This window comes from Thermosporothrix sp. COM3, from assembly GCF_059696735.1.
In genome coordinates, this window is the sequence record NZ_AP019376.1 from 7,258,291 (window position 1) to 7,283,704 (window position 25,414).

At 52.1% G+C, this 25,414-nt stretch carries 21 protein-coding genes and 1 riboswitch; of the genes, 17 read left to right on the forward strand and 4 right to left on the reverse strand.

What is annotated here, in order from left to right; translation table 11 throughout:
- Positions 1-227: 227 nt before the first annotated feature.
- The 4 genes from KTH_RS31085 (at position 228) to KTH_RS31100 (ending at position 3,947) form a co-directional block, all read left to right on the forward strand.
- A complete protein-coding gene (locus KTH_RS31085; protein ID WP_371860004.1) occupies positions 228-932 on the forward strand; it encodes a PIG-L deacetylase family protein in 705 nt (234 codons plus the stop codon).
- A gap of 73 nt (positions 933-1,005) precedes the next feature.
- A riboswitch (FMN riboswitch) is annotated at positions 1,006-1,140 on the forward strand.
- Between the two features lie 236 nt (positions 1,141-1,376).
- Entirely contained in the window at positions 1,377-2,240 is an 864-nt protein-coding gene (locus KTH_RS31090) for an ABC transporter permease (protein WP_111321560.1), read from the forward strand.
- A 55-nt stretch (positions 2,241-2,295) separates the two neighbouring features.
- Positions 2,296-3,315, forward strand: coding sequence for an ABC transporter substrate-binding protein (locus tag KTH_RS31095; RefSeq protein ID WP_111321558.1), 1,020 nt, complete (start codon positions 2,296-2,298; stop codon positions 3,313-3,315).
- Positions 3,316-3,578: 263 nt separating this feature from the next.
- Complete coding sequence (locus KTH_RS31100; RefSeq protein WP_111321557.1) at positions 3,579-3,947, forward strand: hypothetical protein; 369 nt, start codon at positions 3,579-3,581, stop codon at positions 3,945-3,947.
- 132 nt (positions 3,948-4,079) lie between these two features.
- Here KTH_RS31100 and KTH_RS31105 read toward each other — a convergent pair whose 3' ends face one another.
- From KTH_RS31105 to KTH_RS31115, 3 genes are all read right to left on the reverse strand, one after another.
- Positions 4,080-6,203, reverse strand: a complete 2,124-nt coding sequence (locus tag KTH_RS31105; RefSeq protein WP_137686240.1) for a serine/threonine-protein kinase — start codon at positions 6,201-6,203, stop codon at positions 4,080-4,082.
- 354 nt (positions 6,204-6,557) lie between these two features.
- Positions 6,558-8,456 carry a serine/threonine protein kinase gene (locus KTH_RS31110; protein ID WP_111321553.1) on the reverse strand — a complete coding sequence of 633 codons (1,899 nt, stop codon included), beginning with the start codon at positions 8,454-8,456 and terminating at the stop codon, positions 6,558-6,560.
- 117 nt (positions 8,457-8,573) lie between these two features.
- Positions 8,574-10,016 (reverse strand): cation diffusion facilitator family transporter, encoded by a 1,443-nt coding sequence (locus tag KTH_RS31115; protein ID WP_497622779.1) that lies wholly within the window; start codon positions 10,014-10,016, stop codon positions 8,574-8,576.
- 331 nt (positions 10,017-10,347) lie between these two features.
- Between KTH_RS31115 and KTH_RS31120 the strand changes: the two genes are divergently transcribed.
- From KTH_RS31120 to hisF, 9 genes are all read left to right on the forward strand, one after another.
- A complete protein-coding gene (locus KTH_RS31120; protein ID WP_497622781.1) occupies positions 10,348-10,503 on the forward strand; it encodes a hypothetical protein in 156 nt (51 codons plus the stop codon).
- Positions 10,504-10,946: 443 nt separating this feature from the next.
- Entirely contained in the window at positions 10,947-12,020 is a 1,074-nt protein-coding gene (argC, locus tag KTH_RS31125) for an N-acetyl-gamma-glutamyl-phosphate reductase (protein WP_111321549.1), read from the forward strand.
- Positions 12,021-12,089: 69 nt separating this feature from the next.
- A complete protein-coding gene (argB, locus tag KTH_RS31130; RefSeq protein WP_111321547.1) occupies positions 12,090-12,959 on the forward strand; it encodes an acetylglutamate kinase in 870 nt (289 codons plus the stop codon).
- A gap of 73 nt (positions 12,960-13,032) precedes the next feature.
- Positions 13,033-14,526: a histidine--tRNA ligase gene (locus KTH_RS31135; protein ID WP_111321545.1), complete on the forward strand. Its 1,494-nt coding sequence runs from the start codon at positions 13,033-13,035 to the stop codon at positions 14,524-14,526.
- Positions 14,523-15,590, forward strand: a complete 1,068-nt coding sequence (hisG, locus tag KTH_RS31140; RefSeq protein ID WP_111321543.1) for an ATP phosphoribosyltransferase — start codon at positions 14,523-14,525, stop codon at positions 15,588-15,590. The genes KTH_RS31135 and hisG overlap by 4 nt, the downstream gene beginning before the upstream one ends.
- Positions 15,591-15,592: 2 nt before the next feature.
- Complete coding sequence (locus tag KTH_RS31145) at positions 15,593-17,923, forward strand: HAD family hydrolase (RefSeq protein ID WP_111321541.1); 2,331 nt, start codon at positions 15,593-15,595, stop codon at positions 17,921-17,923.
- A gap of 3 nt (positions 17,924-17,926) precedes the next feature.
- Entirely contained in the window at positions 17,927-18,535 is a 609-nt protein-coding gene (gene hisH / locus KTH_RS31150; RefSeq protein WP_111321539.1) for an imidazole glycerol phosphate synthase subunit HisH, read from the forward strand.
- Positions 18,532-19,269, forward strand: coding sequence for a 1-(5-phosphoribosyl)-5-[(5-phosphoribosylamino)methylideneamino]imidazole-4-carboxamide isomerase (gene hisA / locus KTH_RS31155; protein WP_111321691.1), 738 nt, complete (start codon positions 18,532-18,534; stop codon positions 19,267-19,269). The genes hisH and hisA overlap by 4 nt, the downstream gene beginning before the upstream one ends.
- The gene (gene hisF / locus KTH_RS31160; protein ID WP_111321537.1) at positions 19,259-20,023 is read left to right on the forward strand and encodes an imidazole glycerol phosphate synthase subunit HisF; all 765 of its coding nucleotides are present in this window, start codon (positions 19,259-19,261) and stop codon (positions 20,021-20,023) included. The genes hisA and hisF overlap by 11 nt, the downstream gene beginning before the upstream one ends.
- A 205-nt stretch (positions 20,024-20,228) precedes the next feature.
- Here hisF and KTH_RS31165 read toward each other — a convergent pair whose 3' ends face one another.
- Positions 20,229-20,450, reverse strand: a complete 222-nt coding sequence (locus KTH_RS31165; RefSeq protein WP_111321535.1) for a helix-turn-helix domain-containing protein — start codon at positions 20,448-20,450, stop codon at positions 20,229-20,231.
- Between the two features lie 248 nt (positions 20,451-20,698).
- On the opposite strand from KTH_RS31165, the gene KTH_RS31170 reads away from it, so the two are divergent.
- The 4 genes from KTH_RS31170 (at position 20,699) to KTH_RS31185 (ending at position 25,399) form a co-directional block, all read left to right on the forward strand.
- Entirely contained in the window at positions 20,699-22,405 is a 1,707-nt protein-coding gene (locus tag KTH_RS31170) for a recombinase family protein (protein WP_111321533.1), read from the forward strand.
- A gap of 191 nt (positions 22,406-22,596) precedes the next feature.
- Complete coding sequence (locus tag KTH_RS31175; protein ID WP_111321531.1) at positions 22,597-23,361, forward strand: superoxide dismutase; 765 nt, start codon at positions 22,597-22,599, stop codon at positions 23,359-23,361.
- 200 nt (positions 23,362-23,561) lie between these two features.
- The gene (gene hisI, locus KTH_RS31180) at positions 23,562-24,488 is read left to right on the forward strand and encodes a phosphoribosyl-AMP cyclohydrolase (protein ID WP_111321529.1); all 927 of its coding nucleotides are present in this window, start codon (positions 23,562-23,564) and stop codon (positions 24,486-24,488) included.
- A 161-nt stretch (positions 24,489-24,649) separates the two neighbouring features.
- The gene (locus KTH_RS31185) at positions 24,650-25,399 is read left to right on the forward strand and encodes an HAD family hydrolase (RefSeq protein ID WP_211326111.1); all 750 of its coding nucleotides are present in this window, start codon (positions 24,650-24,652) and stop codon (positions 25,397-25,399) included.
- Positions 25,400-25,414: the final 15 nt, after the last annotated feature.

The window sequence follows — 25,414 nt, forward strand, 5'->3', positions numbered from 1 at the left end:
CAGGGACACTATTTTGCTTCAATGTTGATGGAAAATCTTAGAGCCCGTTTTTGTCCTTTTGGACGGTGTGCAGAATTGAACTGCTTGCATATAATATGCTTGAGAATAAAGGGTTCTGGATGTCAGCAAGAAGGGTGTTGATGCGCCCTTCTTTTTCAGGCCTTCTGTATGAAAAGAGTGTGAGGAAGAAACAAGTGAGCGTACAGGAAGAACAGAATAAAGTCGCTATGGTTATTATGGCCCATCCTGATGATGCCGAGTTCGGATGCTCTGGGACCGTTGCGCGTTGGGTGCGCGAGGGATGGGATGTGTACTATGTCGTTTGTACAGATGGTGGAAGTGGTGGTTCTGATGATGCCACTGATGTGAGCCCGGAAGCTCGACGCCAGATCACCGAGACCCGAATGCAAGAACAGCGGAACGCCTGCCGTATCCTCGGTGTGAAAGATGTCATCTTTATGGGGTATCCAGATGGCATGTTGCGGCCAACGCTGGAGTTGCGCAAAGATATTGTGCGGCTGCTGCGACAATATCGGCCTGCGCGTGTGATCTGCCAGTCTCCTGAGCGGACCTGGGTTCCAGAATTGAGCATTCCGCGCCATCATCCAGATCATCTGGCTGCCGGTGAAGCGACGCTGGCGGCTCTCTACCCGGCCTCGCAGAATCCCTGGGATTTCCCTGAACTGCTGGCAGAAGGCTTGAAGCCGCATAAGGTGTCGGAGATTTACATTGTGGGCGCTCCCGTGGAGAACCACTATGTCGATATTACCGAGACTTTTGAAACGAAACTAGAGGCGCTGCGAGCACATACCAGCCAGGTTTCTGCTGATTTTGAAGCTATTGTGCCAATGCTGCGCTACTGGGCTGCTTCGGTAGGGAAGAAAATTGGTTCTCTGTATGGGGAATCGTTCCATCGCGTCGAAAATCGCTAAGCTCGGGTATATGCAAGGGGATGGATCTCTCCTTGCATGCCTATGACCTTTTGTGGCATACTATGGCTGAAGAAAAGACCTTCGGGGCAGGGTGAGGAAAGCGAATTTCCAATTCCCGACCGGCGGTAAAGCCCGCGACCTGCAGTATGCAGTGGATCTGGGGAAGTTCCAGAGCCGACGGTTACAGTCCGGATGGGAGAAGGTTGAAAAGAGATCGTATCTTCCTGCACTTTCGAGCAGGGAGAGGCATAGCGTTTCTATATATGTATATATGTGCATAAGGTGTGCGTGCTGTATCGCATGAAACATGCATATCTTGTGTGTGCTATGCGCGATCGCCATGTATCTCCCCTCGCAACATTTCCCCCTGGGTCGGTGGCTTTCGACGGACAAGCTGTGTCTTGTCGTGTTTTTCCGTCTGTAAAACTACCGAGAGGGATGTAAATGAGTGTGATTTCACCAATCAAGGATGAGGCGTTGCTTGAGCAGCAACCACATGGAATGACTTCTGCCGCACGTATGCGGCATCAAAGAGCCCGTCAGCATGCTCGTACCGCGAACATCTTGCTTTCCGTTGTGCCTCCTCTGGTACTGGCGCTCCTGTTGTTTCTTGGCTGGTATCTGGGCACCAATCAGGGACAGATAAATGCGCTCTTCTTGCCCGCACCACAGGATGTGTTTACCGCTCTCAATGATGGTATCGCTTCTGGTCTCTATCTGAATAACGTGCTGGTGACGGTGAAAGAGAGCCTGTTAGGCTTTGTGCTGGCGCTGGTTATTGCGATCCCGCTTGGCTATGGTCTGGCGAAGTCGCGGCTGTTGGCTGCGGCTATTCACCCTTATCTGGCGGCGGGACAGGCGATCCCGGCGATCGTGATAGCCCCCTTGCTGGTACTCTGGTTGGGGTATGGTTGGATTCCCAACATGTATGTCTGCGCACTCACTGTGCTGTTCCCAATGGTTGTGAATACCGTGCTTGGTATTCAAACAATTGAAAAGCCGTTAATTGATGCTGCGCGAGTTGAGGGGGCATCAGGCTGGACAATGTTCGCGCATATCGAGTTCCCGCTGGCATTGCCTTCAATCGTGGCAGGGATTCGCACCGGGTTAACGCTTTCGGTTGTAGGCGCTCTGGTAGGCGAGTTTGTGCAGGGCGGCGATCAGGGGCTTGGCTCCTTACTGCTGGTTGCCAAGAATCAATATAATACCGCATTTATGTTCGCTACTTTACTTGTCTTAGTGGTTCTGGCTGTGGCATATTATGGCAGTACGTGGCTACTGGGAAAGCTGGCGAAGATCATCTACTGATAGCCGGTATTTTCCGGTTGCATGATTACTGGATTGAACGGAGTCAATAAAGCAGATGTTTGTACGTCGTCGAATCTCTGCGCTGTCATCAGCGCTTATGTTGGTGCTCGCCCTGGGCTTGCTGCTTGCTGCGTGTGGAGGAGCCACCTCTACCGGAGCAGGAAGCCCTGCAACTCCTGCCCCCGGCGCGAAGAAGGTCTCTATCGGTCTGGGGTATGTTCCTGATGTGCAGTTTTCCCCTTTCTATGTTGCCAAGAGTAAGGGGTATTATAATGAAGTTGGTCTGGATGTCACCTTCAATCATGGGATTGTGCCTGATCTGGTGGGCTCGATGGTTGCCGGGAAGAACACCTTTGTGTTTGTCAGTGGGGATGAACTCCTGACTGCCCGGGAGAAAAAGGTCAATGCCGTGAATGTCGGGACAATCTTTCAAAAGTATCCGGTGAGCCTGATTGTGCCCGAGGACTCGTCGATCAAGTCGCTTGAGGATCTCAAGGGACACACTATCGGGGTTCCGGGAGAATACGGGGCCTCTTATGTGGGGCTACTGGCGCTGTTGTATAAGGCACATTTGACAAAGGCCGATGTCAAGATTCAGTCAATCGGCTTTACGCAGGTTCCGGCCTTGTTGGCGCACCGTGTTGATGCTATTATGGGCTACTCCAACAATGAGCCGCTTCAGTTGCAGAAGCGCGGGGTCAAGGTGCGTACCTTCGCGGTCTCGGAGAATTATCCGCTGGTCTCGAATGGTATTGTCGCGACCGAGGAGATGCTGCGTACAGATGAGAAGACAGTGCGGGCATTTGTACAGGCGACGCTGAAGGGGTTGCAGGATGTCATCAAGAATCCCGAAGAGGCGGTCACGATCAGCAAGAGCTATGTGCCTGGCCTGACTGATACAGCTGGCGCCCTGGAAGTGCTGAAGGCGACTATCCCGACATGGCAGGGCAAGGGCAAACTTGGCTATAATGACCCGGCGGTCTGGGAAGCGACGGCTCGCTTTATGGTAGATCAGAAGATGATTTCGCCGGTGAAGGATTTGCAGAAGGCCTATACAAATAGTACTGTGCTCTAGCAAGCAGCAGGAGGCAGAGTAGCGCACTTTTGCCCTTGATTGAAAAGGAAAACCAGAGTTTCGCTCCCAATGGTACAGGCTGAAACCCTGGTTTTCCTTTCTTTTTGAAAGTGGTCTCATGGCTGTGATAAGATAAAAGGGCTGTGTGGACGAATTTGCATTGCACAATGTGTGTCTGATAGTGTATAAAGGCATTGTACTGTGAACCCCTTTGCAGAGGGGGAAATGTCTCAAATGAGCAAATGCATTAGAGCGAGGGTGTAATGACGCATAAACCTGAAAGGTGCCAGCAGCTACGCCGTTTGCAAGAACAGCTCACGAGTCAGGTCAAGACCTTGCGTGAAAATCTTGAGAAGGCGCAACAGGCTGGCATCAGTACCTCTGCGGAGTCTCTCAATACGATCAAAAGCTTGCAATCTGCACTGCATACGATCACAAGAGAGCTTCAAAAATGTCCTCCCGATCAGGTGCAAGCTGAAGTAGTTGCTGCTTCGTCGGAACACGATCCATCATCACTGGTACGTCAAGCGAAAGGAGTTATCTCAGCTCAGCGCGTTCGTAACTGGTTTCCCGATTCAGAACAGCGGGATCGCGATGATGAGTTCGAAAGTATCGTAGACGTGCTCGAATAAATGATTGTTCTTATCCTTTTTCACTAAGCCATTCCCCGTAGTATTGATGGTGCTACGTTTTGTAATATGATCAATGACAGAAAGAAGGAAGCGTCCGGGGTCTTGTTCCCGGACGCTTCCTTCTTGGAGCTTTTAGTATGCATAAATGGCGACGTTTTTGACGACCACGCTTGAGCCTGGCTGAACAAGAATACCACAGGCATAAGAGGAGGAGACCTGATTCATCGCATTACCATTATAGGCATCTTTAATCTGCATTGTGGCATTGCCGCCCTGCACCTGAATGGCGATGGTGATTTCATCATGCAGATTTGAGATACCCGACGCTATCGGGGAAGATGTCATGCTATTCTTCACCTGCATATTCTCGTCATGAGCCTCCGCGACCCATGCCCCAGCCTCATTGAAGACAAAGGCATCATAGAGCTTATTGGTGTCCTCATTGGTGTAGATCACCCCGAACGAGCCGCTTGTGGCCTTGATCTGAAGCTGGATAACATAGTTTGTTAATCCCTGTGGTTGATTGGGCCAGCTCTGAAGCAAGAGTCCTCCGGCGTTTCCTCCGGCATGCAAGGTAACATCAGTGTCATTGCAGGTGACGGTGAGGCCTGCAACTGTCTTCCATTTCCCTCCGCGCTGATCGCAATCAGGGCCCGGTTGTTCTGTTCCGTAAAGACGTTCGCCTGCATTGACGATGGGTGAGGGTAGATGAAGCTCTTTGAGCGGCTTCTTATCCTGTGCTGTTGCTGTGGCGGTAGCGTTGAGCGAGGTCTGTGCTCCCCCTGGAGGTGTGCTACTGGCCTTGTTATTCCCATTGAGGATATAGAAATAGGATGCCAGTCCGCCAACGATTACCAGGAGCGCCAGAAGGACACCAAGCATTACCATCAAGCGTGGCTGACGTCTGGCGCCTGTCTGTTGTTGTATGGTATTCGGCTGAACAGGTGTCGCTGGCGGAACCGGTGGCGTTTGTGGCGGAGGATAGACCAGGCCGTTCTTATAAGAAGGAGCAGAGGGCACTTTCTGCGAACTATAGAGCTGAGGGCCAGGTTGCGGCTGTCCCTGTTCTAATGGGCGTGATGGCGTTTGTGGTGCGATCTGTGGCGGTATTCTGGTCGGCGTATGGGCAACAGTTCGCGCGCTATAGGGGCTTCCTCCCATCCCGATTTCTGCCGGTTGTGACGAGGTGCGAAGCGGCTGTCCACCGGCAGGATATGGAGGTGTTGCCATTGGCCCGGTTGTTTCCAGTTCCAGCCGCGTCTCTGCATCATCGATACCGGCAGTGTCGGGGGTGTAGGGTTTGGGTTCCGGTGGCGGTGTGATGGTCTGCATATCGACAAATTTGGATAGATTTGTCTCCGGTGGTCGCTTTGCGTTCTCTGCTGCTATTTTCAGGGCACGTGCAAGCTCACCGATGCTGTTATAGCGCTGTTCCGGCTCTTTGGCGATTGCCTTAAAGACAACGGCCTCCATTTCAGGGGTCACTTTAGGGTTCAGCTTGCGAAGTGAGGGCGGCTGCTCAAGCGTATGTTTGATCGCGATTGCTACAGGAGAGGTTCCGGTGAAAGGAACAGTGCCTCCGAGCATCTGAAAAAGGGTGATCCCAAGCGAATAGATATCAGTGCGGTGGTCGACTGGCTTTCCTGTGCCCTGTTCTGGAGAAAGATATTCAGGTGTACCAACGATAGTCCCGGCGCTGGTCAGGCCCGCGGGTGTGCCATGTGTTCTGAAATCACTTTCCTTGATATCGCGTAGCACTTTTGCCAGCCCAAAATCAGCCAGCAAGACTCTGCCATCTGCATGAAAGAGGATATTTGCCGGTTTGAGGTCCCGGTGGACGATGCCCTGAGCATGAGCGCTGTCTAAGCCATCAGCAGCCTGTTCTATGATCGGGATTACTTCTTCAATAGGTAGTATGCCTTTTTGTTCCAGGCGGTCCTTGAGTGTGCCGCCGGTCACATAAGGCATGACCAGATATGCAATATCCTCGTCCTCACCATACTCATAGACTGGCATGATGTTGATATGGTCAAGGGCGGCGATCGCATCCGCTTCGCGTCGGAAGCGCGCCAGGAACTCTGCTCGCGGTCGTTTTTCCATGACTGTTGCTGGAAGCAGGACTTTGACTGCGACCGTACGCCGTGGCCGCGCCTGTTGCGCTAGATAGACCGCACCCATTCCACCTCGTCCGAGGAGACGCCGGATTGTGCATGTTCCGAGCGTTTTACCTATGAGCTCATTGTAATCTATTATCACGCTCGTCAATCCTCTCACATGAAATATATCTTCATTGTTATTCTTTATATCTTCGCAGGTTGTGCAGGACTCTCCTGATTTCGTTGACCGGGATGACGCCACGAGACTGAACTGCTTGCAAGAACGGGTGCTCCCTTCTCAAAGCGAGGCCCTGTACATTGTATACCCTTCTGTTCCTATCACTGTGCACATCTGCATATTCAAACGTGTCATGAAGGCAAACCAGAAGGGTAACTATGAGGCCCGGGCCTGTGGCGTTCTTCTACCCCTTTACTATAATATACAGTCTTTCAGGATGGTAGTGGCTAGTACTTTCTCCTGACTGTACGTGTTAATCGCGCTTCACAAGCGGAATCAGCCGATAGCATATAGCTCGAATTTGGTGCATACCACGCTTGCATTTGCATCAAGAGCAATACCTGCTGTTCCAAGAGTGTATGTAGAATCGGAAAAGGATTCTATCAACTGTTTGTTGACATAGAAACTGAACTCTGCGCCGCTGACCTTAACTGACAGGGTGATGGTTCCTCCTGCGTTGAATGTCCCTTCCGTCAGGAGGGTCGGCGCTCCTGTTTCATTATTATACACTGTTGCTGTCCAGGTGTGCTTTGGCGCTACAAGAACTGTGTAGGTCCCTTGTTGTTGTCCGGGCTGGTTGCGGAAATACAGCCCGAAGGTCCCGCTATTTTCCTGCATGCGGAAGGTGGCCTGTACAACATAGTCTGAGGCATAGGCCTGACCGCTTGCCAGCGCTTTAAGGAAGGTTCCTTGTAGCTGTTGTGTGGCTGTAGTATGGGTAAGCTGTGTGCCTCCGCTGTTCAAGCAGGTAATCTGTATTCCGTTGAAATTGTCCCAGATTCCCCCCTGGCGGTCGCATTCTTCACCAACCATCCCGGTTGCATAGAGCAATGGGCCCGTTTGGAGCGTATTGATCGGCTTGCTGGTTGGCGTCGGCGACGGTGTCGGTGAAGGGGGAGGGGATGGTGCAGACGTAGCTGTTGCCGTCTCCCTCGGCGTCATCGTTGTTGCCACGGTTTCTGTATGCTGTTGGGTTGTCGCTGGCGCGGTGGCGGTTGGTTGGGGGCTCGCATTGGGGCCACGCAGCAGAAAAAAGCCAAAAGTGCCGACTGTTAGTAGTAGGACGACGAGTAACCCAACGGTAATGATTTGCCAGAAGCGCTGCTCTTTGGAGGGCGAACTGACTGGTGGTTGTGTCTGGCCGCCGTGTGATGGTGGCACCAGTGTCGGAGCTGATTGCCAGGGTGGTGGTGTGCTTGGCTCTCGTGGCTGCGTGGTTACTCCGGGGACCCGGGTTGGTATTTGTCTCGAGGGGCTCGGCGTCAGCACTGTAGGGATATATTCCTGTATATCGTCGGCTGCCTGTGGATGCCCCGCTGTTTGGATGGCTTGACGGAGGGCGGCTGCCATCTCTCCGGCAGAGTTATAGCGCTCTGCTGGCTGTTTGGCCGTTGCCTTTTGCATCACGGCGTCGACGGCCTCAGGAATGGAGCTTCTCTGTTCATGAAGCCGGGGCAAGGAGTCGTGTAGCTGTTTGACTGCCAGAGCAAAAGGAGTCTCTGCTTGAAATGGTGTTTGACCGCTCAACATTTCGTAGAGCATCACGCCGAGCTCGTAAATGTCGGCGTGATGATCAATAGTTGTTCCCTGAACCATTTCCGGGGCCATATATTCGGGGGTGCCAAGCAGGACCCCGGTCTGTGTCAGCGTTTGCCCTCGGGGTGTCTCCTGTAGAATGCGGGCCAGACCGAAATCAGCGAGAACAAGGCGCCCATCTTCATGGAGCAGAAAATTGGAGGGCTTGAGATCCCGATGAATGATGTTGCGTGCATGGGCATAATCAAGGGCTGAGGCTGCCTGATCGATATACCGTGATGCATCTATCAGGGAAAGAGCCCCGCGCTTTTTCAGGAGATGGCGCAGATTGCCTCCTGTTAAATAGGGGGTGATGAGATAGGCCAGATGGTCTTGTTCATTGTACTCATAAATGGGAAGAATATGCGGGTGTTCCAGGCTAGCGATCACATTTGCTTCGCGCCTGAAGCGAGCCAGGAATTCCTGATAGACCTGCGGGTCCAGGGTAACAGGTGAATGGAGTACTTTGACTGCAACCTTTCTGTGAGGTCGCGTCTGTTGCGCCAGATACACAACGCCCATACCGCCGCGTCCCAGGAGCGTTTCAAGGGTACACGTACCCAGGGTTTTTCCGATCAGTGCATCAATATTATCGCTCACGTATGTTACTTCTATCCTTTCATATGACTTACTGCGGCTGTAAGGAGACGTGAAAGTGCCTGAACGAGATATGCTCAAATTATACGCGATAATTGCCGCGATGGGGAGTATCTTCAACTATTGCGCTTCGGGAGGTTCGGTATGAATAATAATGCTGCCCAGATTGGGATAGCTGCGCCTGAGCGCTCGTTTGATCTCTTCGGCCTCAATATGCACCTGACTGACCGGGGCGTGGGCGTCAAACACAGTATGCAGCACAAGGTCCAGTTCTACCGGATGGTGTTCCTTAAGCTGTGGAGCCGGGCGATACAGGCGAATATCGTGTGCGCTCCCTTTGCCCGCGATCATATCGGCAATATGCATAATCCGTTGAGCCATTTCGGTGTAGTGTCTGGTGACATCCTGACGGGGCAGAATAGTGTGATTGGGGGCTTCAATATGGGTAGTCACGCGGCGAAGGAGCTTATTCTGTTGCAGCAGGGCTTGCTCAAGACGTGTGGCTTCTTCGTGTGCCTGTCGTAGATCCATATCGGACTGTACCTCGACATCAAAGGAGGCCTCAAGCTTGCCTTCAATCTCCCGAATGTGGATATCATGAACATGGATGCCTTGTTTCTTTGCCAGATAGTGGATCTGCTCACTGAGGGTCTCATCTGGTGCTGCTACTGGCTCAACGTGTACAACGATATCTATTTCTCCCTGTGGAGAGATGCGGCGCACAACGTCCATTGCCACTTTTTCGACGCGCTCGCTGAGTTCATGGGTTTGTTCAAAGCTGAAGGTATGGGGGGCGGCGATGATCAGATCGGTGAAGGTTTTATTGCCAGCGCGGCGGCTGCGCACGCGCCTGACCTCGATCACATCCTTGATGCTGCCTATTTCAGTGCCCAGTTGTTCGCGAAGCTCCTCGGGTGCGCGATCAATCAGGGCGTCGATGGTTTCCCGTGCGAGGCGCAGACTGACCCGCAGGACGATTATCGAGACGCCAAGCGCCGCGAGGGCATCGGCATTTCTCAGCCACTCTGGGAGGGAGAATTGTTTACTCAGGAAGACGACTAGCAGACCCACAATTACAACACTGGAACTCCAGATATCCGAGCTGAAGTGCAGTGCGTCCGCTTCTAAGGCCTGACTGCCCAGTTTGCGTGCAACTTTGAGCAGGGCACGGGAGCGGCTGTAATCGACGATGATTGAGATACCCATCACGAGAAAGGCCCAGATGCTCAGGTCAAGCTGTTCACCGTGGAAAAAGAGCCGCTGGACAGCCTCATAGACAACCCAGAGGGCGGTGAGGATCAACAGGACGACTTCAATAAAAGCCGAGAGGTTCTCTATTTTCTCGTGCCCGTAGTGGTGTTCGGCATCGGCTGGCTTGTCGGCAACACGCACGGCAAAGAAGGTCATCAGCGCTGTAACAAGGTCTAGAGCAGAGTGAACCGCTTCGGCGAGAATACCCAGGCTTCCGGTGAGCAGGGCAACGATGATTTTCAAGGCTGTCAGTCCGATCGCGGCTCCTACTGATGAGAGGGCAACGATCGTCTTTTCACGTCGCGCTGTCATGAATTTCTGCCTCTGTGTTGTATAAATGATGGTTTGGTGCAGGCCATATTGTACGTGATGTTGCTGTATTGGGCAAGCATACTTTTTGCTACTCCTATTTTTGGGGACGAGACCTCCCCCATCCGGGCGATCGTCAATATCCAAAGTATCTAGATTTTTTCGCTCTGTTGACATCTGGTACTGCTGCTGTTATGCTTTACTTTGAGAGGATGAGAAGTCCTGTTTTTTCGGACAGGATGAGGAAACGCGATTCTGACAGAAGGAAAAAGATGTGACTTCTGGCTGTGAATACTCGTCTCTCTATAGAAGAGCATTGCAGGTATAGAGCGGCTTGCTGACGAAGGGTCTTGAGAAGCCCGGGCAAGCGCTACGTCGTACCGATCGGCAGTCGGGAACGAGCGGGTCTGAACAACCGCAAACGCTTCTGGACAGCCCGTTTTCCTGTGATGGCAAGCGTCGGCTGGATGAAGGAAGAAACCTCAATTGATAGAGCCCTCTCATTGAGAGAGAAGAGACCGGTTGGGGTATGTCGGTCTACACAAGCGAATATCAGGAATCTGTCCCGCTGTGATCGAAACCAGTATGAGGCATGGAACCAACAGCGAACCGGGGTATGGTGAGAGGCCGGCTGGAGAGCCAGCTTCAGAACGCGTTCGTGAGCGGCTGACCGAAGAAAATTCTCGTTTGTCTGAGAGTAAGTAGGTCGGATGGTAGAGGCTCCCATGCAGAGAGATCTGAGCCAGAGAGTGGTCTTTCCGCCCTCACGATGGTGTGGTAATGATGGAGACTGTGATGAGAGAGTCTACCTGAGGGAAAGGCAATCCGGGTGGTACCGCGGGAGCATTGTTTCGGCTCTCGTCCCTGTGTAACAGATAGGGATGAGGGTTTTTTTTATTGCCATTTTTTAATCTGTCATGATAGGTGGTTGCTATGATCAGTGTCTCTATTGTGAATGTGACAAGCTATACAGGCCTGGAACTATTGCGCTTGTTGGCCTGTCATCCACAATTTGAAGTCGTTTCAGTGACCGCGCGGAGCGCCGTCGGGCAACGGTTGTGCGATGTTTTCCCTCAGCTTCGTGCCCTCACTGCTTCCTCATCGGTGCATCCTGAAATGGTGATTACCGAGAAGCCTGCACGAACGGACCTCGCTTTTGTCTGTCTGCCCCATGCCGCAGCGGCGGAAGCGGTGCTTGAACTGGTGCAACAGGGAACAAAAGTTGTTGATCTCTCGGCTGACTTCCGTTTGCATGATGTCGCCGTTTATGAGCAGTGGTACAAACATGTTCACCCTGCTCCACAGATGCTGGAAACCGCTGTCTTTGGGCTTTGCGAGCGCTATCGTGAGCAGATAGCACAGGCATCAATCGTGGCGAACCCCGGTTGTTACGCGACAACAGCGATTCTGGCATTGTTGCCCGCCTTTGCCGCTGGCATTGTTGAGCCTGATGTGGTGGTTGACGGAAAATCTGGGATCAGTGGTGCTGGCCGCAGCCCGAAGCAGAACACACACTATTCGGAGGCCAATGAAGATATCAGTGCATATGGCCTGGATGGGCATCGTCATCAGCCTGAGATTGTTCAAGAGTTGATCGCCGGTGCTGAAGCAGGTGGGCATCCGCTTGCGAATGGGCTTCGCCTTACATTTATTCCTCACCTTGTACCGATGACCCGGGGCATCCTGGCGACCTGTTACGCCTCATTGAAGCCGGAGGCTTTTGAGCGCTACGCTTCAAAGGAGGCATTGCGAGAACTCTATACTGAATATTATGCTGATGAGCCCTTTGTGCACGTCGTTGATACACCACCTCATACCAAATGGAGCTACGGAAGCAATCACTGCTTTATCTATCCCGTTGTTGACAAACAAGCGCAGCGCCTGATTGTGGTCTCCTGCCTGGATAATTTGATGAAAGGGGCATCCAGTCAGGCTGTGCAGAATGCAAACCGTCTCTTCGGGTTGTCGGAAACAACTGGACTGGCGGGAATCGGCGTTTATCCCTGAGTTTTCATTCCTGAAATCGGCGCTTCCCGGTGAAGCGCGCGGTAAGAGTGAAGGAGGTACATTTCTTTCATGGCGATTACCTATTCGCTGGATGCGGAGGGCAATATCATCAGCGATCAACATCTTATTGCACAGGTACTCAGTGAGGCCATTTCGTATATTAACTTTCTCAAAGGCAAGATTCTGGTGATAAAATTAGGTGGGAGCATGCTTGAGCATCAGCAAGAAGTCTTGCAGGATGTTGTATGGCTCCACCAGTTGGGCGCTCACCCTGTCCTTGTACATGGGGGCGGACCCTATATTAATGAGTGGCTGACCCGTTTACAGATCCCGACCCGCTTCATCAACGGGCTACGTGTCACTGATGAGCAGACATTAGAAGTGGTGCGAATGGTTCTCTCCGGCCAGATTAACCAGCGTCTGGTGTTGATGACAGCTCAACTGGGGGGAAATGCGGTCGGGCTGACCGGAACCGATGGCGGTATGCTGCGTGCTCATATCGCTGATGAGCGACTGGGATATGTGGGCGAAATTGATGAGGTAGACCCCGCACCGATCCAGGCAATGATTGAACAGGGCTTTATCCCGATCATTGCCCCGCTTGCTCAGGGTGCTGGAGCCTCTTGTCTGAATATTAACGCCGATCTGGCTGCTGCCCATATCGCGGGCGCTTTGAATGCGGAAAAGCTCATTTTCTTGAGTAATGTTGTCGGGATCTGTGGAGCCGATGGGACCCTGATTTCAGAATTGAGCGAGGCAGAGGCCCGCAAGCTCATTGAAGAGGGGATTATCAGTGGTGGCATGATCCCGAAGGTATCGGCCTGCCTGGATGCGCTGGCTGCCGTGCCGCGAGTCCATATTGTTGATGGCCGTGAGCAGCATGTGTTGCTCCGCGAACTGTTCACGAATCAGGGTGCCGGTACCATGATTATCCGTTAAGCGCTTCAGAGAGCGGGGAAAGCCCCTCTCTGAGGCTTTGTCGGTGCAGCTATGCTATTTTGAAAGGATTGGTATGAGGAAGCGCGTTGAGCGATTGCGTGGTATGTATGATCTCTTGCCGGACGTGTATCAGCAACAGCAATGGGTGATTGGAAAACTCGGTTCTTTGCTGGCACAGGCCGGTTATGCACATGTTGACTCTCCTCTCCTCGAACGAAGCGATCTCTTTCATGTCAGCTTTGGACAGGAACTGTGGCAGAACCTCTATGCGTTTCGTTTGCATCAACGCGATCTTTGTCTGCGCCCGGAGTTTACGGCCTCGATCTGTCGACTGTATCTAGACCATTATCAGCAGCAGGCCCTGCCGTTACGCTTTCAGTATGTCGGGCCTGTGTTCCGCTATGAGGCACCCGGTCGCAGTCGCTATCGTCAGCATACACAACTGGGCGTTGAGCTCTTTGGCGGAAGCGCTCCAGTAGCAGATGCGGAGATCCTTCAGTTGGCCTGTGAGATTCTCCATGCTCTGGATATCAGACAGTATCGCCTGGAATTGGGACATATTGCAGTTGCCAGCGGCTTCATTCATCGACTCCATCTGGATAGTCATGCGGCCCATTTACTTCTCAGTTTAATGGAACAGATAAACCGTTCTCCCCAGGGAGAGCGAAATGTTCAGGCGCGACTGGAAGAGCTTTACCCTGCTTCCTCGGGAGGCGCAACGCCCTCGAGCACAAATGGCGAGATTGAAGAGCGTTATATTTCCTCGTTGTTGAGTGGTATCAGCATCTCTTTTGGTGACGATGATGCGCGACGCGAGGTAATTGAACGTTTCCTCTGGAAGATGGGACGAAGCCAGCAGCGACGCCAGATTATGGGTGCGCTGGAGTTTCTCAAGGCGCTGCATGCCGTCTCGGGACCGCCTCCCGAGGTCTTTGGCAGGCTGCGTGAATTACTGGATCGCTATGACCTTGATCCCGCCCCGCTGGCCGAGCTTCAGCAACTGGTGCAGGTCGTGAGTCAGTGCGGCGTGCCTGCCGAGCAGATTATTCTCAATCTCTCGCTTGGACGCGGGGTCAACTACTATACCGGACTGGTATTTGAGATACATGCACAGGATGTGGCAGGCTTCGACTCGCAGTTATGCGGTGGCGGTCGTTATGATCGCCTGGTGCGAGCGGTTGGGGGATCGCGTGATGTCAATGCGTGCGGCTTTGCCTTTGGCGTCGAGCGCCTGCTGAACTATGTGCCCAAAACGAGCATTCCGACCCAGAAGCAGGTACAGGCGATGGTGATACCGGTCAGCGGGCAGGACGTGCCCTATGCGCTGCATGTTGCACAGCTGCTGCGCTCAATGGAGGTGGGGGCGGAAGTTGACGTGAGCGGGCATGGCGTTGGTTCTGGTTTGCGGCAGGCTTCACGCAAAGAATTGTCGCTGGCGCTGATAGTGGGAGAAGATGAAAGAGCTCAGGAAGCGGTGACAGTTCGACACCTGGCGACAGGGACCGAGCAAGTTGTTCCTCTCGCGACTCTCGGCGATTATGTGGCGGTAAAGGAGCAGTATCTATGAGTGAGCGCATTCGTCTGGCGCTTCCTGGAAAGGGCGCTCTGGAAGCAGCAACCATGAATTTTCTGGCGGAATGTGGGCTCAAGGTTCGCCGCAGCAATCCGCGCCAGTATCTTGCCAGCATGAAGAGCCTGCCTGATGTAGAGGTCGTCTTTCAGCGGGCGGCTGATATCCCGGCACTGGTGCAGAGTGGGGATGCGGCGCTTGGAATCACGGGCTATGACATTCTTGCCGAACACCGGGGCTATGGCGATGATGTGACGGATGAGGTAGAAGAGGATGAAGAGGTGCTGGTGCTGGTCAAAGATCTGGGCTATGGAAGCTGCCGTCTGGTGGTAGCGGTGCCTGAAACCTGGATCGATGTGAGTACCTGCGCGGATCTCTGGCATCTGGTCGGCTATTACAGGCAGCATAAAGGGCGTGGCCTGCGGATCGCGACGAAATACCCGGTATTGACGGGGCAGTTCTTACGGCGTCATAATATTACTCATTGTAAGATCTTCTCGCCTCATGGCGCACTTGAAGCGGCTCCGTTAACTGATACCGCTGATCTGATCGTCGATCTGACCGAGACAGGTACAACGCTGCGCGAGAATCATCTGAAGTTGCTTGAAGATGGTGTTGTGCTGCGCTCTCAATCGTGTCTGATCGGCAATGCTCGCCTGCTTGGCCAGGATGCTCATGCGCTGAAGATGACCGAGATTATTCTGGAAATGATTGATGCCCGGGTTCAGGCGCGTAATCGCTCGCTGCTGACAGCCTATGTGAGCTGCAATGATCAGGAGCTTGTGCAGCAAACCTGTGCCAGGATCAATCAGCGTCTCAAGGCGATGGGTATTTCGACCGAGTTTCGTCTGATGACGCCGGATGATGGTGCGGCGCCGGGCTCCTATACCATTTCAGGTGTGGCGCGGGTCGGCGATTCGGCTCCAGAACTGCTGGAGATTATCGCGGTGCTTCGTGCTGCCGGGGCGACCCATGTTCACGTAACGCCGATTACCTATCGTTTTACCGAGAGCTCGGTAAGTGTGCGTGCTCTGCGTGAACGACTGAAAAGGTTGAGGTAGGCATGGCAGAGAAAGTTATTGTTTTTGATCTTGACGGTGTCATTACGAATGAAGAGTGCTACTGGGTAGCGGCAGGCCTGGTACTGCATGAGCTGCTCTATAGTCCTCGCTACTGGAATATCGATGGACGCAAGGAGTATCATGCTCCACAGCATGCCGAGGAGGCGAAGGCGCTGGCAGAGTCCGTCTTTCCGGTAGCACTGATTCAGGGTCTCAAAGCGCGTGCTGTGAACTCCAACTGGGACACGTGCTATGCTGGCTTCAGTCTGTACCTGATAGATCTGCTTTCGCTGTTACCTGCGTCAGCCCGAGAGGCGTTACAGCCCCTGCGTCCCTGGGAGGAAGACTGGAACACTGCTTTCCGCGCAGCCCTTGCTCAGGTGACACTGCCCGAGATCGGACCGCAGCGCCTCTGTTCGCTCAGTGATCCCATTTTTAGCGGGTATACAGGCTTTGCCCTGCTGGATCGCTTTAACACGGTCGCCGAGCAGCGAGCTGGCCTCAAAGATGTGAAGATCTTTTCCCGGTACAGCGACTCCTGGAAGTTTGTTCAGAACATCTTTCAGGAGTGGTACCTTGGCGATACGCTCTACCAGCAGTCTTACAGACGGAAGCCGCTACAGCCTGGAAAGCCTGGCTGTATTCATGATGAGAAGCCACAGCTCCCGCTTGACCAGATTACGACGGCGTTGAAGGCGTTGAGGGCTCAGGGATATACCCTGGCGGTGTGTACCGGGCGTGACTGGCAGGAGGCCACAACGCCGCTGAAAAAGTATGATCTGTATCAGTATTTCGATAAGCTCCATATCGTGACTGATACACAGGTGGTCGAGGCGGAGCAGAGCTATCGCGAGCAGGGCTATACACTCTCTCTTTCCAAGCCGCATCCTTTCCCATTCTTGAAGGCGTTTCGTCCAGAGCATCGACCTGATGCGCCGCTTCCGCCACGAGGAAGCTTTATTGTGGTGGGCGATACGCCAAGCGACGTCCGTGGTGCCGAGGCTGCAAACGCCATCTCGATCGCGGTCTATTCCGGCGTGCGCACAGAGGAAGCACGAGCGCTGCTTGAACAGAGCCAGCCAGATTTTCTGCTGAAGGATATTACCCGGGTTCCAGAGCTGGTGGCGCAATTTGACGATCTTGGGACGATTCAGCGGCTTCAATTTACCGAGAAGGCAAAGGCGGAGCTGCTTTTACAACGCTGGTTCTATCTGCATATGCAACTTGCGACTGCCAGCGTTTCTCTGACGCCGAAAGCGACCTCGCTCAATTCGTTTAACGGTATCTATCGGAGCAATACCGGGGAGTTCTTTTTCAAGACCCATATCGAGGATCAGGGGATCCTGGCCGAATATTATAATGCGAAGCTGTTGACGAAGGCCGGGTATCACATTGTGCGACCGGTACGAACGCTGCACGAGAAAGATCGCCAGATGGTCATCTATCCGGTGGTGCGCTGGCCTGTGATGTTCGATCTTATGCGCGAGGTAGAGACCGGCGATACGCATCGGGCAACTGAAGAGATACTGGTGGAAGCGGAAAAACGTGAATGTGAGCGGCTTCTCTCCATTTATCGCGATAGCTTGCAGTTCGTCTCGCCTGCCGAGCATGCGTCAGCACCTGTTCATCAATTGTTCTGGCATCGGCTCACCGGTGAGCGGCTTAAGACCTTTTACACGGGAAAGCGTATTCCCTTGCCCCGGCATCCTGAGAGCGGGATTCCTTTTGAGGAGCTTCTGACCTATCGCTGGCGAATCAATGGGGTTGTTCAGCCATATACGCTTGGGAAGCTTATCAAGCGTGCTGAGGTGGCTTTGCTCCCCTCGCGTGAGGCGGCAACGGTGGTCGGACATGGTGATGCTCACTTTGGCAATGTCTTTTTAGAGCAGCAACGGGACTATCTCTACTTTGATCCAGCGTTTGCGGGACGCCATTCACCGCTGCTCGATATAATTAAGCCGCTGTTTCACAACGTGTTTGCGACCTGGATGTACTTTCCCTTTGAGGTCGAGCCAACGTGCACGCTTCAGGCGCGTCTGGATCAAGAGGAGCGGGAGGTTGTCGTTGAGTATGACTTTACGCTTGCGCCGGTGCGGTTGGCGCTTCTTCAGACCAAGCTCAAGCATTTGATCTATCCACTGCTTGATTGGTTGCGCTCGATTGATTCACTGCCTGACGATTGGGAAATGATCATCCAATCTGCATTGCTCTGCTGTCCTTTGCTGACCATTAACCTGTTTGATCCGAAGCGGATGCCTCCGCTGATCGGGTGGGTTGGCCTGACGTATGCTGTCTATATGGGGAATAATGGTGTGTTCTCCTGGAAGGATTAAGCAATGATAGCCATTATTGATTATCGAGCCGGGAACATTCACAGTATCGCGAAAGCGCTTGAATATGTGGGTGCGGCGGTACAGGTAACAGATGATCCTGCTGTGGTGAAACAGGCAAGCGCGGTTGTCCTGCCCGGTGTGGGTGCTGCTGGCGCGGCGATGGCGCATATGCAGCAGCATGGGTTGGATGATGCCATTCGGGAGGCGACACAGCAGGGAAAGCCGTTCCTGGGGATCTGTCTTGGTATGCAGTTGTTGGCCGATCACCATGCAGAAGGTGAGACGGTTGGCTTGGGGCTGTTTCCCGGAGAGGTGCGACGTATTCCGCATGGGCCCAAGATCCCACATATGGGCTGGAATCAGGTGCGGCCTTTGCGTGAGAACCTTCCCATTTTTGCCGGGATTGCCCCAGACTCCTACTTCTATTATGCCCATTCTTATTATGTGGAGCCACATGAGCAGAGTGGTGTTGCTGCTGTCACGGATTATGGTTCGCCCTATTGCTCGGTAATTGTGACGGAACAGGTCTGGGGCACGCAGTTTCATCCCGAAAAAAGTGGCGCTGTTGGTTTACAGCTTCTGAAAAATTTTGCCAGATGGGTGCAGCAATGATTCTCTTTCCTGCTATTGATATCAAGGATGGGCGCTGTGTGCGTCTATTTCAGGGGGATTATAACCGCATGACGACGTATGCGGAAGACCCCGTTGAGGTTGCGATGCGCTGGCAGGAGGCCGGAGCGCGCTGGCTCCACGTGGTTGATCTGGATGGGGCTGCTCAGGGGCATCCCGTTCATGTAGAGCTGATTGCACGCATTCGTCAGGCGACCTCGTTGAAGATTGAGGTCGGCGGCGGCTTGCGCTCTCCAGGTCATATCGAACACCTCTTGAGCACTGGAATCGAGCGCGTGATTCTCGGCACTGTTGCGATTACCGATCGCGAGTTGTTGAAGCAGGCGCTCGCGCGTTGGGATGAACGGATCGCTGTCGGAATCGATGCTCGCAATGGCTATGTTGCTATTGCTGGATGGATGGAGGATTCCCAGGTAAAGGCGACGCATCTGGCTCAGGAGCTTGCGCTGCTCGGGGTGCGCCGTTTCATCTATACAGACATCGCCCGAGATGGGGCACTTGTTGGCCCAAATCTTGCGGCTCTGAGCGAGATGCAACAGGCCTCTCCTGCCGCGTTGATCGCTTCTGGTGGCGTGAGCTCTCTGGAGGATTTGCAAGCACTGGCTGCACTGGGAGTGGAAGGCGCGATTATTGGCAAGGCCCTTTATACAGGCGCGGTTGATCTTGCGACCGCTGTACGCGTGATTGAGAAAGAGGAGCGGCCCAATGTTGACTAAACGGATTATTCCCTGTCTTGATGTGGCTGCTGGACGGGTGGTCAAGGGGATCAACTTTGTGAATCTGCGTGATGCCGGTGATCCGGTTGAACTGGCTGCGCTCTACAATGATGAGGGAGCGGATGAGGTTGTGTTTCTGGATATTACCGCTTCCTATGAGCAGCGCGGGACGATGCTTGATGTAGTCAGGCGCACCGCTGAGCGTGTGTTTATCCCGGTCACAGTTGGTGGCGGTATTCGCACAATTGAGGACATTCGCGCAACTCTGAATGCGGGTGCCGATAAAACCTCTCTCAATACCGCCGCTGTGCAGCATCCGGAGGTGCTGCGTGCAGGTGCTGAGCAATTTGGGGCGCAGTGTATCGTGCTGGCTATTGATGCCCGGTCCAATCCTGCATTACCAAGTGGCTATGAGGTCTTTATTCATGGTGGACGCACGCCGACAGGAATGGATGCGCTTGAGTGGGCTCAACGTGGTGTTGAGTTGGGCGCTGGTGAAATCCTGCTGACAAGTATGGACCGGGACGGCACAAAACAGGGCTATGATATTGAACTGACCGCAAAAATTGCGCAGGCTGTTTCGGTCCCGGTGATTGCCTCGGGTGGTGTTGGGATGCTTGAGCACTTCTATGAGGGAGTGACACTGGGCGGAGCGGACGCCGTGCTTGCGGCGTCTATTTTCCACTTTGGCGAATATCGTATAAAGGATGTAAAACAGTATCTCCATGATAAAGGTGTCACTGTGCGGCTTTGAGTGATGTCTGCTGTGCATCCCTGAAGAAAGGGTGACAAAGGAGCGTTCAGAATTGCCGCAGGTAGCAGCACTCCCACACGGCCCATTCCTTACCTGCGGCAACGTCCGTGATCCTCCGCATTTTATTTCAGCCCGCTCCAATGCCAACGTCACCCACTTAGCTGAAAAAACGCGGAGGCTGGAATAGCCCCGCTCACTGCAATTGCTACTTTGCAGGTTGTGCTTCGTCGTTATCGGCGATCAGATCACCAGTTTTAACACCGAGCACTTTTGCAATACGCTCCAATGCATCTAGGACAACGCTTTCACTCTGGTTATACCAATATCTTCTAAGCTGAGACATAGTAACACCAGCTTCACGCTGTAGACGAGACTGGCTTATATTTTGTCGTTCTGCCAGCTCTTTAATTATTAATCTTGCCATCATAACCCCTCTTCTTAAGCGTTTCCGTTCTCACATCAAGACTACTCCCTTTGCATAGTCCTGTCAAGTTTATATGTCTGGGGGATTAGCGTTTATGATATAGCGTTAGCGTATTTACTTTTATAGGCAAAAGTGTTAGAATTGGGAAGGTGTAGTTACTGTCGCAACAGCGAAAGCGATACCTTTTTCAGTTAATTTATACATGTTTTTGCTATTGAAAGAAGCGCAACACAACGAAAGGAGTCGTTTTGATGTACGATCCAGAGAAGTATAGAGGTTTGCGGGCATTGATACTCACACGGGTGTCCACTCTTAAACAGAGAGATACTACCCTCAGCCATCAGTATCAGGAGAGACTCGTTCGCGAAAAGTTGATAGAACCGTTAGGGCTAATTTTAGATCCCAACCATATTATCAGAGATACATATACAGGTCTAGATTTTCGTTACAGAGAAGCCTTGAATCGCATACTAGAACTGGCAGAGCAAAAGGAATTCGATGTGCTATGTATGGAAGTGCTGGATAGAGGGCTAGGACGCAAAGGGCTACAACGCGAATTCTATAGGATGCAGCTCAAAGAATTGGGGGTCAGAATTCTGACAACAGATCCAGAGGAACACGCAGACGATGATAGTCTAGTGGGGGAAATAATACGACTGTTTAAAGGACATAAAGCGGAGGAAGAAATTAATGATTTAGTCAGAAGAACTACTAATGGGAAGATACAGAAAGCGCTAGGAAGCCCAGAGGACAATATACCACCGCAAGTCGTTGGAAGTTCTTCACGACCTTATGGCTATCATTTTACGCTGGATAAGAAGGGCAAAAGATCAGGTCTTACTCCAAATCTCGAAACCATCAAAGATAATCGGGAAGTAACATGGACCGAAGTAAGAGTAGTCAAGTTTATTTTCCGCTGTGCATATAAAGGTATTCCTATTCGTCGCATCGCGCAGAGGCTTAACAAGCTTGAGATACCAGCACCTAGCGTATCCAAGGGAGAAAAAGTTAAATCAAAGGCTGTAGATGGACCTATTCTGTGGCAACCTGCTGTGATTAGTAGAATGCTCAGACATACCGGTTATTGCGGAGAATATCCCATATTTAAAAAACGGACTGTAAAGGTTCCCGGGAGGAAATGGCCTAAATTTGAGATAAGGCCAGACAACGAGCAAATTAAAGTCCCCATACCAGCAATTATTAGCAAAGATATGTTTGAGGTTGTGCAGCAGCATCTTGCGCGCAACAAAAAAATAGCAGCTCCTAATAATCGCAGACCAGAAGATGCATTGCTCAGGGCAGGCATTGCGAAATGTGGTCATTGTGGGGCCAATCTAACAGTAAACAGGCGAGTTAACCATTACAAGAACAGACCTGAAGGACAGCGTGATCAGATAGGCTATAACTGTAGCAGGAAGTACAATGGCCTATATCAATGCCCCGGCTGCTATATCCTTGTACCTATCCTTGATCAAGCAGCATGGAATTTTGCAAAGAAGATCGTGCTCAATCCTTCCATCATTGACAAGCAAATTGAAGAAAGGCGGTCAAAAGACCCGACTCAGGGCCGACGTAAACATGTTAAAGCGAAGTTGGCAGAGATCAGAGAGATGCAGAACTCCTTACGAGCTAACCTTGCAAGGCTTTATGAGGGAAAGATACTCGATCCCGGGACAGAAGCATATCTTACCAATCGATTGCATGAGCTAGCCAAAGAGGAAAAAGAGTGTGAAGCAGAGCTAAGAGACGAGGAAAAAATGCGCAGGGAATGGGCGAAGGCGCAGGAAAAGTTGAACACTGTATATAGAACGTGTGAACGTATACAAGAAAAGATTAACGATCCTGACTATGAATTCACCTACAAAGAGAAGCGGAACCTGTTAGAATTTCTGGAAATAGAGGTTGTAGTATGGGAGAAAAATCATGATCCTCGATTCGAGATAAGGTCGAATTTGTAGAAGATTGCGTTACCCTCTTCATGATAGTATTTGCAGCTCTTTATTTGTTGTGGTCCTTTGCTGCACGGTTTGGTTTTGTCAGACGAATATACTATATGTATATCCTCTTTACAGAAGCTGTTTCTGCATTTTTGTCAGCTTGTAAAGAGTTTCCTGATGAAGTGCGAAGAAATTTTTGTGGATAGAAAGGTATGGAGTCTGTGGATAGAGAGGACCACATAAATAGAAGAGCATTTTTACAGCTTACATCGTTGGCAGTTGGAAGCGGTGTGCTTGTCTCCTGTAGTAATCTTGCTCCTGAAGCAAAGGTAGATCAGACCAATGCAGCCAAAACCGTACAGGAATTTACCCTTCCTCCTCTGGGATATGCCTTCAATGCATTGGAGCCATATATTGATGCGCGAACGATGGAACTGCATCACGACAAGCATCATGCTACCTATGTCAAAAATCTGAACGCGGCGTTGAAAGAGGTCGCTTTACAGGCCTCCTCTGCGGAAGATGTGTTGCGCAAGCTGAACGATATACCGGAAGCGAAGCGCGAGACGGTGCGTAATAATGCTGGAGGACATGTCAACCATACTATGTTCTGGCAGATTATGCGTCCGGGCGGAAAGAAGGAGCCTCAGGGAGAGCTTGCCGAGGCGCTCAAGTCAACGTTTGGCTCGATAGACGAGTTTAAGCAGAAGTTCAATAAGGTGGGAGCCGGGCGCTTTGGGTCTGGTTGGGTCTGGCTTGTCATGAGGAAAGACGGCAAGTTGCATCTCAAGTCGACACCCAATCAGGACAGCCCGATTCTCGAAAATGAGTACCCGATCATGGGCAATGATGTATGGGAGCATGCCTACTATCTGAAGTATCAGAACAAGCGTGCCGATTATTTGAACGCCTGGTGGCACGTCGTGAACTGGGATGAGGTTGAAAAACGATACCAGCAGGCAAAAAAGCAAGCATAGAATCATTCTTCGTGTGACCTTTCTGTTGAATGAGGAGAAAGTATGTTGTTCTACTGGTTCAGCATACTTTCTTCTTTCTTGTAGGCAGGGCTCTTTGCAGCGAGCCGAGAAAGACGGAGTGATGTGGTACTATATACCAAGCAATATGCAAGTAGAAGCGGCGCGTCTTCGCCGTTGCTTTTTGCCGGGAGGTATTTGAGATGGATCTATCCCTCAAGTTTGATAGTCAGGGATATATACCCGTTGTCGTGCAAGATGACAGGACGAACGAGGTCTTGATGGTTGCCTTTATGAATGAAGAGGCGCTTGAATTGACGCGAACAACCGGTTACACCCATTTCTTCAGTCGCTCACGCCAGAAAATCTGGAAGAAAGGCGAGCAGTCGGGAAACGTACAGGAAGTGCGCGGGCTTTATGTCAACTGTGAGGAGAACAGCCTGCTTGTTCGCGTGGTTCAGCACGGAGGAGCTGCCTGTCATGATGGCTACCGCAGTTGTTATTATCGCCAGATTCAGCCAGACAATTCGTATAAGATCGTGGCCGAACGTGTCTTTGATCCCGCACAGGTGTATCATCAGCAGGCGCCAGATGTGGCTTCTCCGCAAATACGCCAGAAGTTGGAGGCGGCCATGCGCCAACTCTATGGCGTCTATATCTATCTGCGCGATCATGATATGAGCGAAGAGTCAAATACATCGCGCCTGCTTCAGGAGCGCAGTCACTCCTATTTGCTGTCTCGCTTAGGAGATGAGCTTGATGAGCTGGCGGAAGTGCAGAGCGGTGAGCATGTCCATTCGGGGCGGCAACCAGATACAATTCTTGAGGGAAGTCAGGTCGGCTACTGGCTGTTCTTGCTGGCGGCGGGAAGTGATATTCCTTTCCAGAGCTTCGCACCACATGAAGCGCTTCTGGAGGGCTATCATGGGCGCTACTCCGAGACCAAGGTCATCGAGTTGCGTGAGGAATGCCTGCGCTCTATTTCTGAAGAAGAGCCGAACGCAATTGCCCGAGGCTTGCATATTGGTTTCTCGCTGATTGGTTGGGCCTGTGCGGCTGCCGGTGTGGAGCCGCTTGCTCCCGCTGAATATGATCTGGAACAGATGCGGCGGAAAGGGCTTGTGCCCTGAGGATGCTGTGAGAGCCCTGCTGGAGACACAGCAGGGTTTTTTATTTCTGGGAAAAAGTGAGAAGAGAGTGTATAATAAAGCTCCCTGGAGAGAAGCAAGCGGACATATTTTCTTTCCTGCAATAATGAAAGTATCAGGTGCCGGCAGCGCTTGATCTAGAAATGGAGTACTACTTGACCTCTCTTCGAGCTGTTATTTTTGATCTTGGCGGCACATTGCTGGATTGGCCGGACTGGGATGAGGATATAGAGCGTCGTTGGGCCCTCTCCTATGATTATCTGGTGGCGAGGTATCCCGAGAACAATTGGCCCTTGCGTGAGGAATATGTGCGGGCTATGCGGCGTGCGGAAAAAGAACACTGGGACAGAGTGGTGACAGTGCATACCAGCGACCAGCCCGAACGCCTGATCCGTGATGGTTTCCACTATCTGGGGCTCCCTGAGAACAAGCGGGCGATGCAACTGGTGCTGGATGGTTACTCACAGGCGGTTATTGGCTGGGCGGAGATTTTCCCTGATACCGTTGAGACGCTGTTGCTACTTCGCAAGCGGGGGTATCGCCTGGGGCTGCTCTCAAATACATGGTGGGCCGGGGCCTGGCATGATGCGGATCTGGCGGCGCACGGTGTGACCGAGTTGCTGGATGTGGTTGCCTATACTTCTGATCTGCCCTACTCCAAGCCGCATCCCTATGTGTTTCACGAAGTCGCGAAACGTTTGCAAGTCGAAACAACAGCATGTGTGATGGTAGGTGATCGCATGGTAGACGATGTAGGAGGAGCGCTTTCCGTCGGGATGCGTGGTGTCTGGCGTCAGAATGATTATCCCTGGCCCAAACCTGAGCACATCACACCGTCTGCCGTGATTACGACTCTGTCAGATCTTCCCTCGATTCTTGAGCAGTGGGGCTAAAAAGAAGGGAGCTCT

Coding starts and splice junctions, on each gene's coding strand:
- KTH_RS31085 (WP_371860004.1), top strand. CDS start 228: ATGGTTATTATGGCCCATCCTGATGATGCCGAGTTCGGATGCTCTGGG.
- KTH_RS31090 (WP_111321560.1), top strand. CDS start 1,377: ATGAGTGTGATTTCACCAATCAAGGATGAGGCGTTGCTTGAGCAGCAA.
- KTH_RS31095 (WP_111321558.1), top strand. CDS start 2,296: ATGTTTGTACGTCGTCGAATCTCTGCGCTGTCATCAGCGCTTATGTTG.
- KTH_RS31100 (WP_111321557.1), top strand. CDS start 3,579: ATGACGCATAAACCTGAAAGGTGCCAGCAGCTACGCCGTTTGCAAGAA.
- KTH_RS31115 (WP_497622779.1), bottom strand. CDS start 10,016: ATGACAGCGCGACGTGAAAAGACGATCGTTGCCCTCTCATCAGTAGGA.
- argC (WP_111321549.1), top strand. CDS start 10,947: ATGATCAGTGTCTCTATTGTGAATGTGACAAGCTATACAGGCCTGGAA.
- argB (WP_111321547.1), top strand. CDS start 12,090: ATGGCGATTACCTATTCGCTGGATGCGGAGGGCAATATCATCAGCGAT.
- KTH_RS31135 (WP_111321545.1), top strand. CDS start 13,033: ATGAGGAAGCGCGTTGAGCGATTGCGTGGTATGTATGATCTCTTGCCG.
- hisG (WP_111321543.1), top strand. CDS start 14,523: ATGAGTGAGCGCATTCGTCTGGCGCTTCCTGGAAAGGGCGCTCTGGAA.
- KTH_RS31145 (WP_111321541.1), top strand. CDS start 15,593: ATGGCAGAGAAAGTTATTGTTTTTGATCTTGACGGTGTCATTACGAAT.
- hisH (WP_111321539.1), top strand. CDS start 17,927: ATGATAGCCATTATTGATTATCGAGCCGGGAACATTCACAGTATCGCG.
- hisA (WP_111321691.1), top strand. CDS start 18,532: ATGATTCTCTTTCCTGCTATTGATATCAAGGATGGGCGCTGTGTGCGT.
- hisF (WP_111321537.1), top strand. CDS start 19,259: ATGTTGACTAAACGGATTATTCCCTGTCTTGATGTGGCTGCTGGACGG.
- KTH_RS31165 (WP_111321535.1), bottom strand. CDS start 20,450: ATGATGGCAAGATTAATAATTAAAGAGCTGGCAGAACGACAAAATATA.
- KTH_RS31170 (WP_111321533.1), top strand. CDS start 20,699: ATGTACGATCCAGAGAAGTATAGAGGTTTGCGGGCATTGATACTCACA.
- KTH_RS31175 (WP_111321531.1), top strand. CDS start 22,597: ATGGAGTCTGTGGATAGAGAGGACCACATAAATAGAAGAGCATTTTTA.
- hisI (WP_111321529.1), top strand. CDS start 23,562: ATGGATCTATCCCTCAAGTTTGATAGTCAGGGATATATACCCGTTGTC.
- KTH_RS31185 (WP_211326111.1), top strand. CDS start 24,650: ATGGAGTACTACTTGACCTCTCTTCGAGCTGTTATTTTTGATCTTGGC.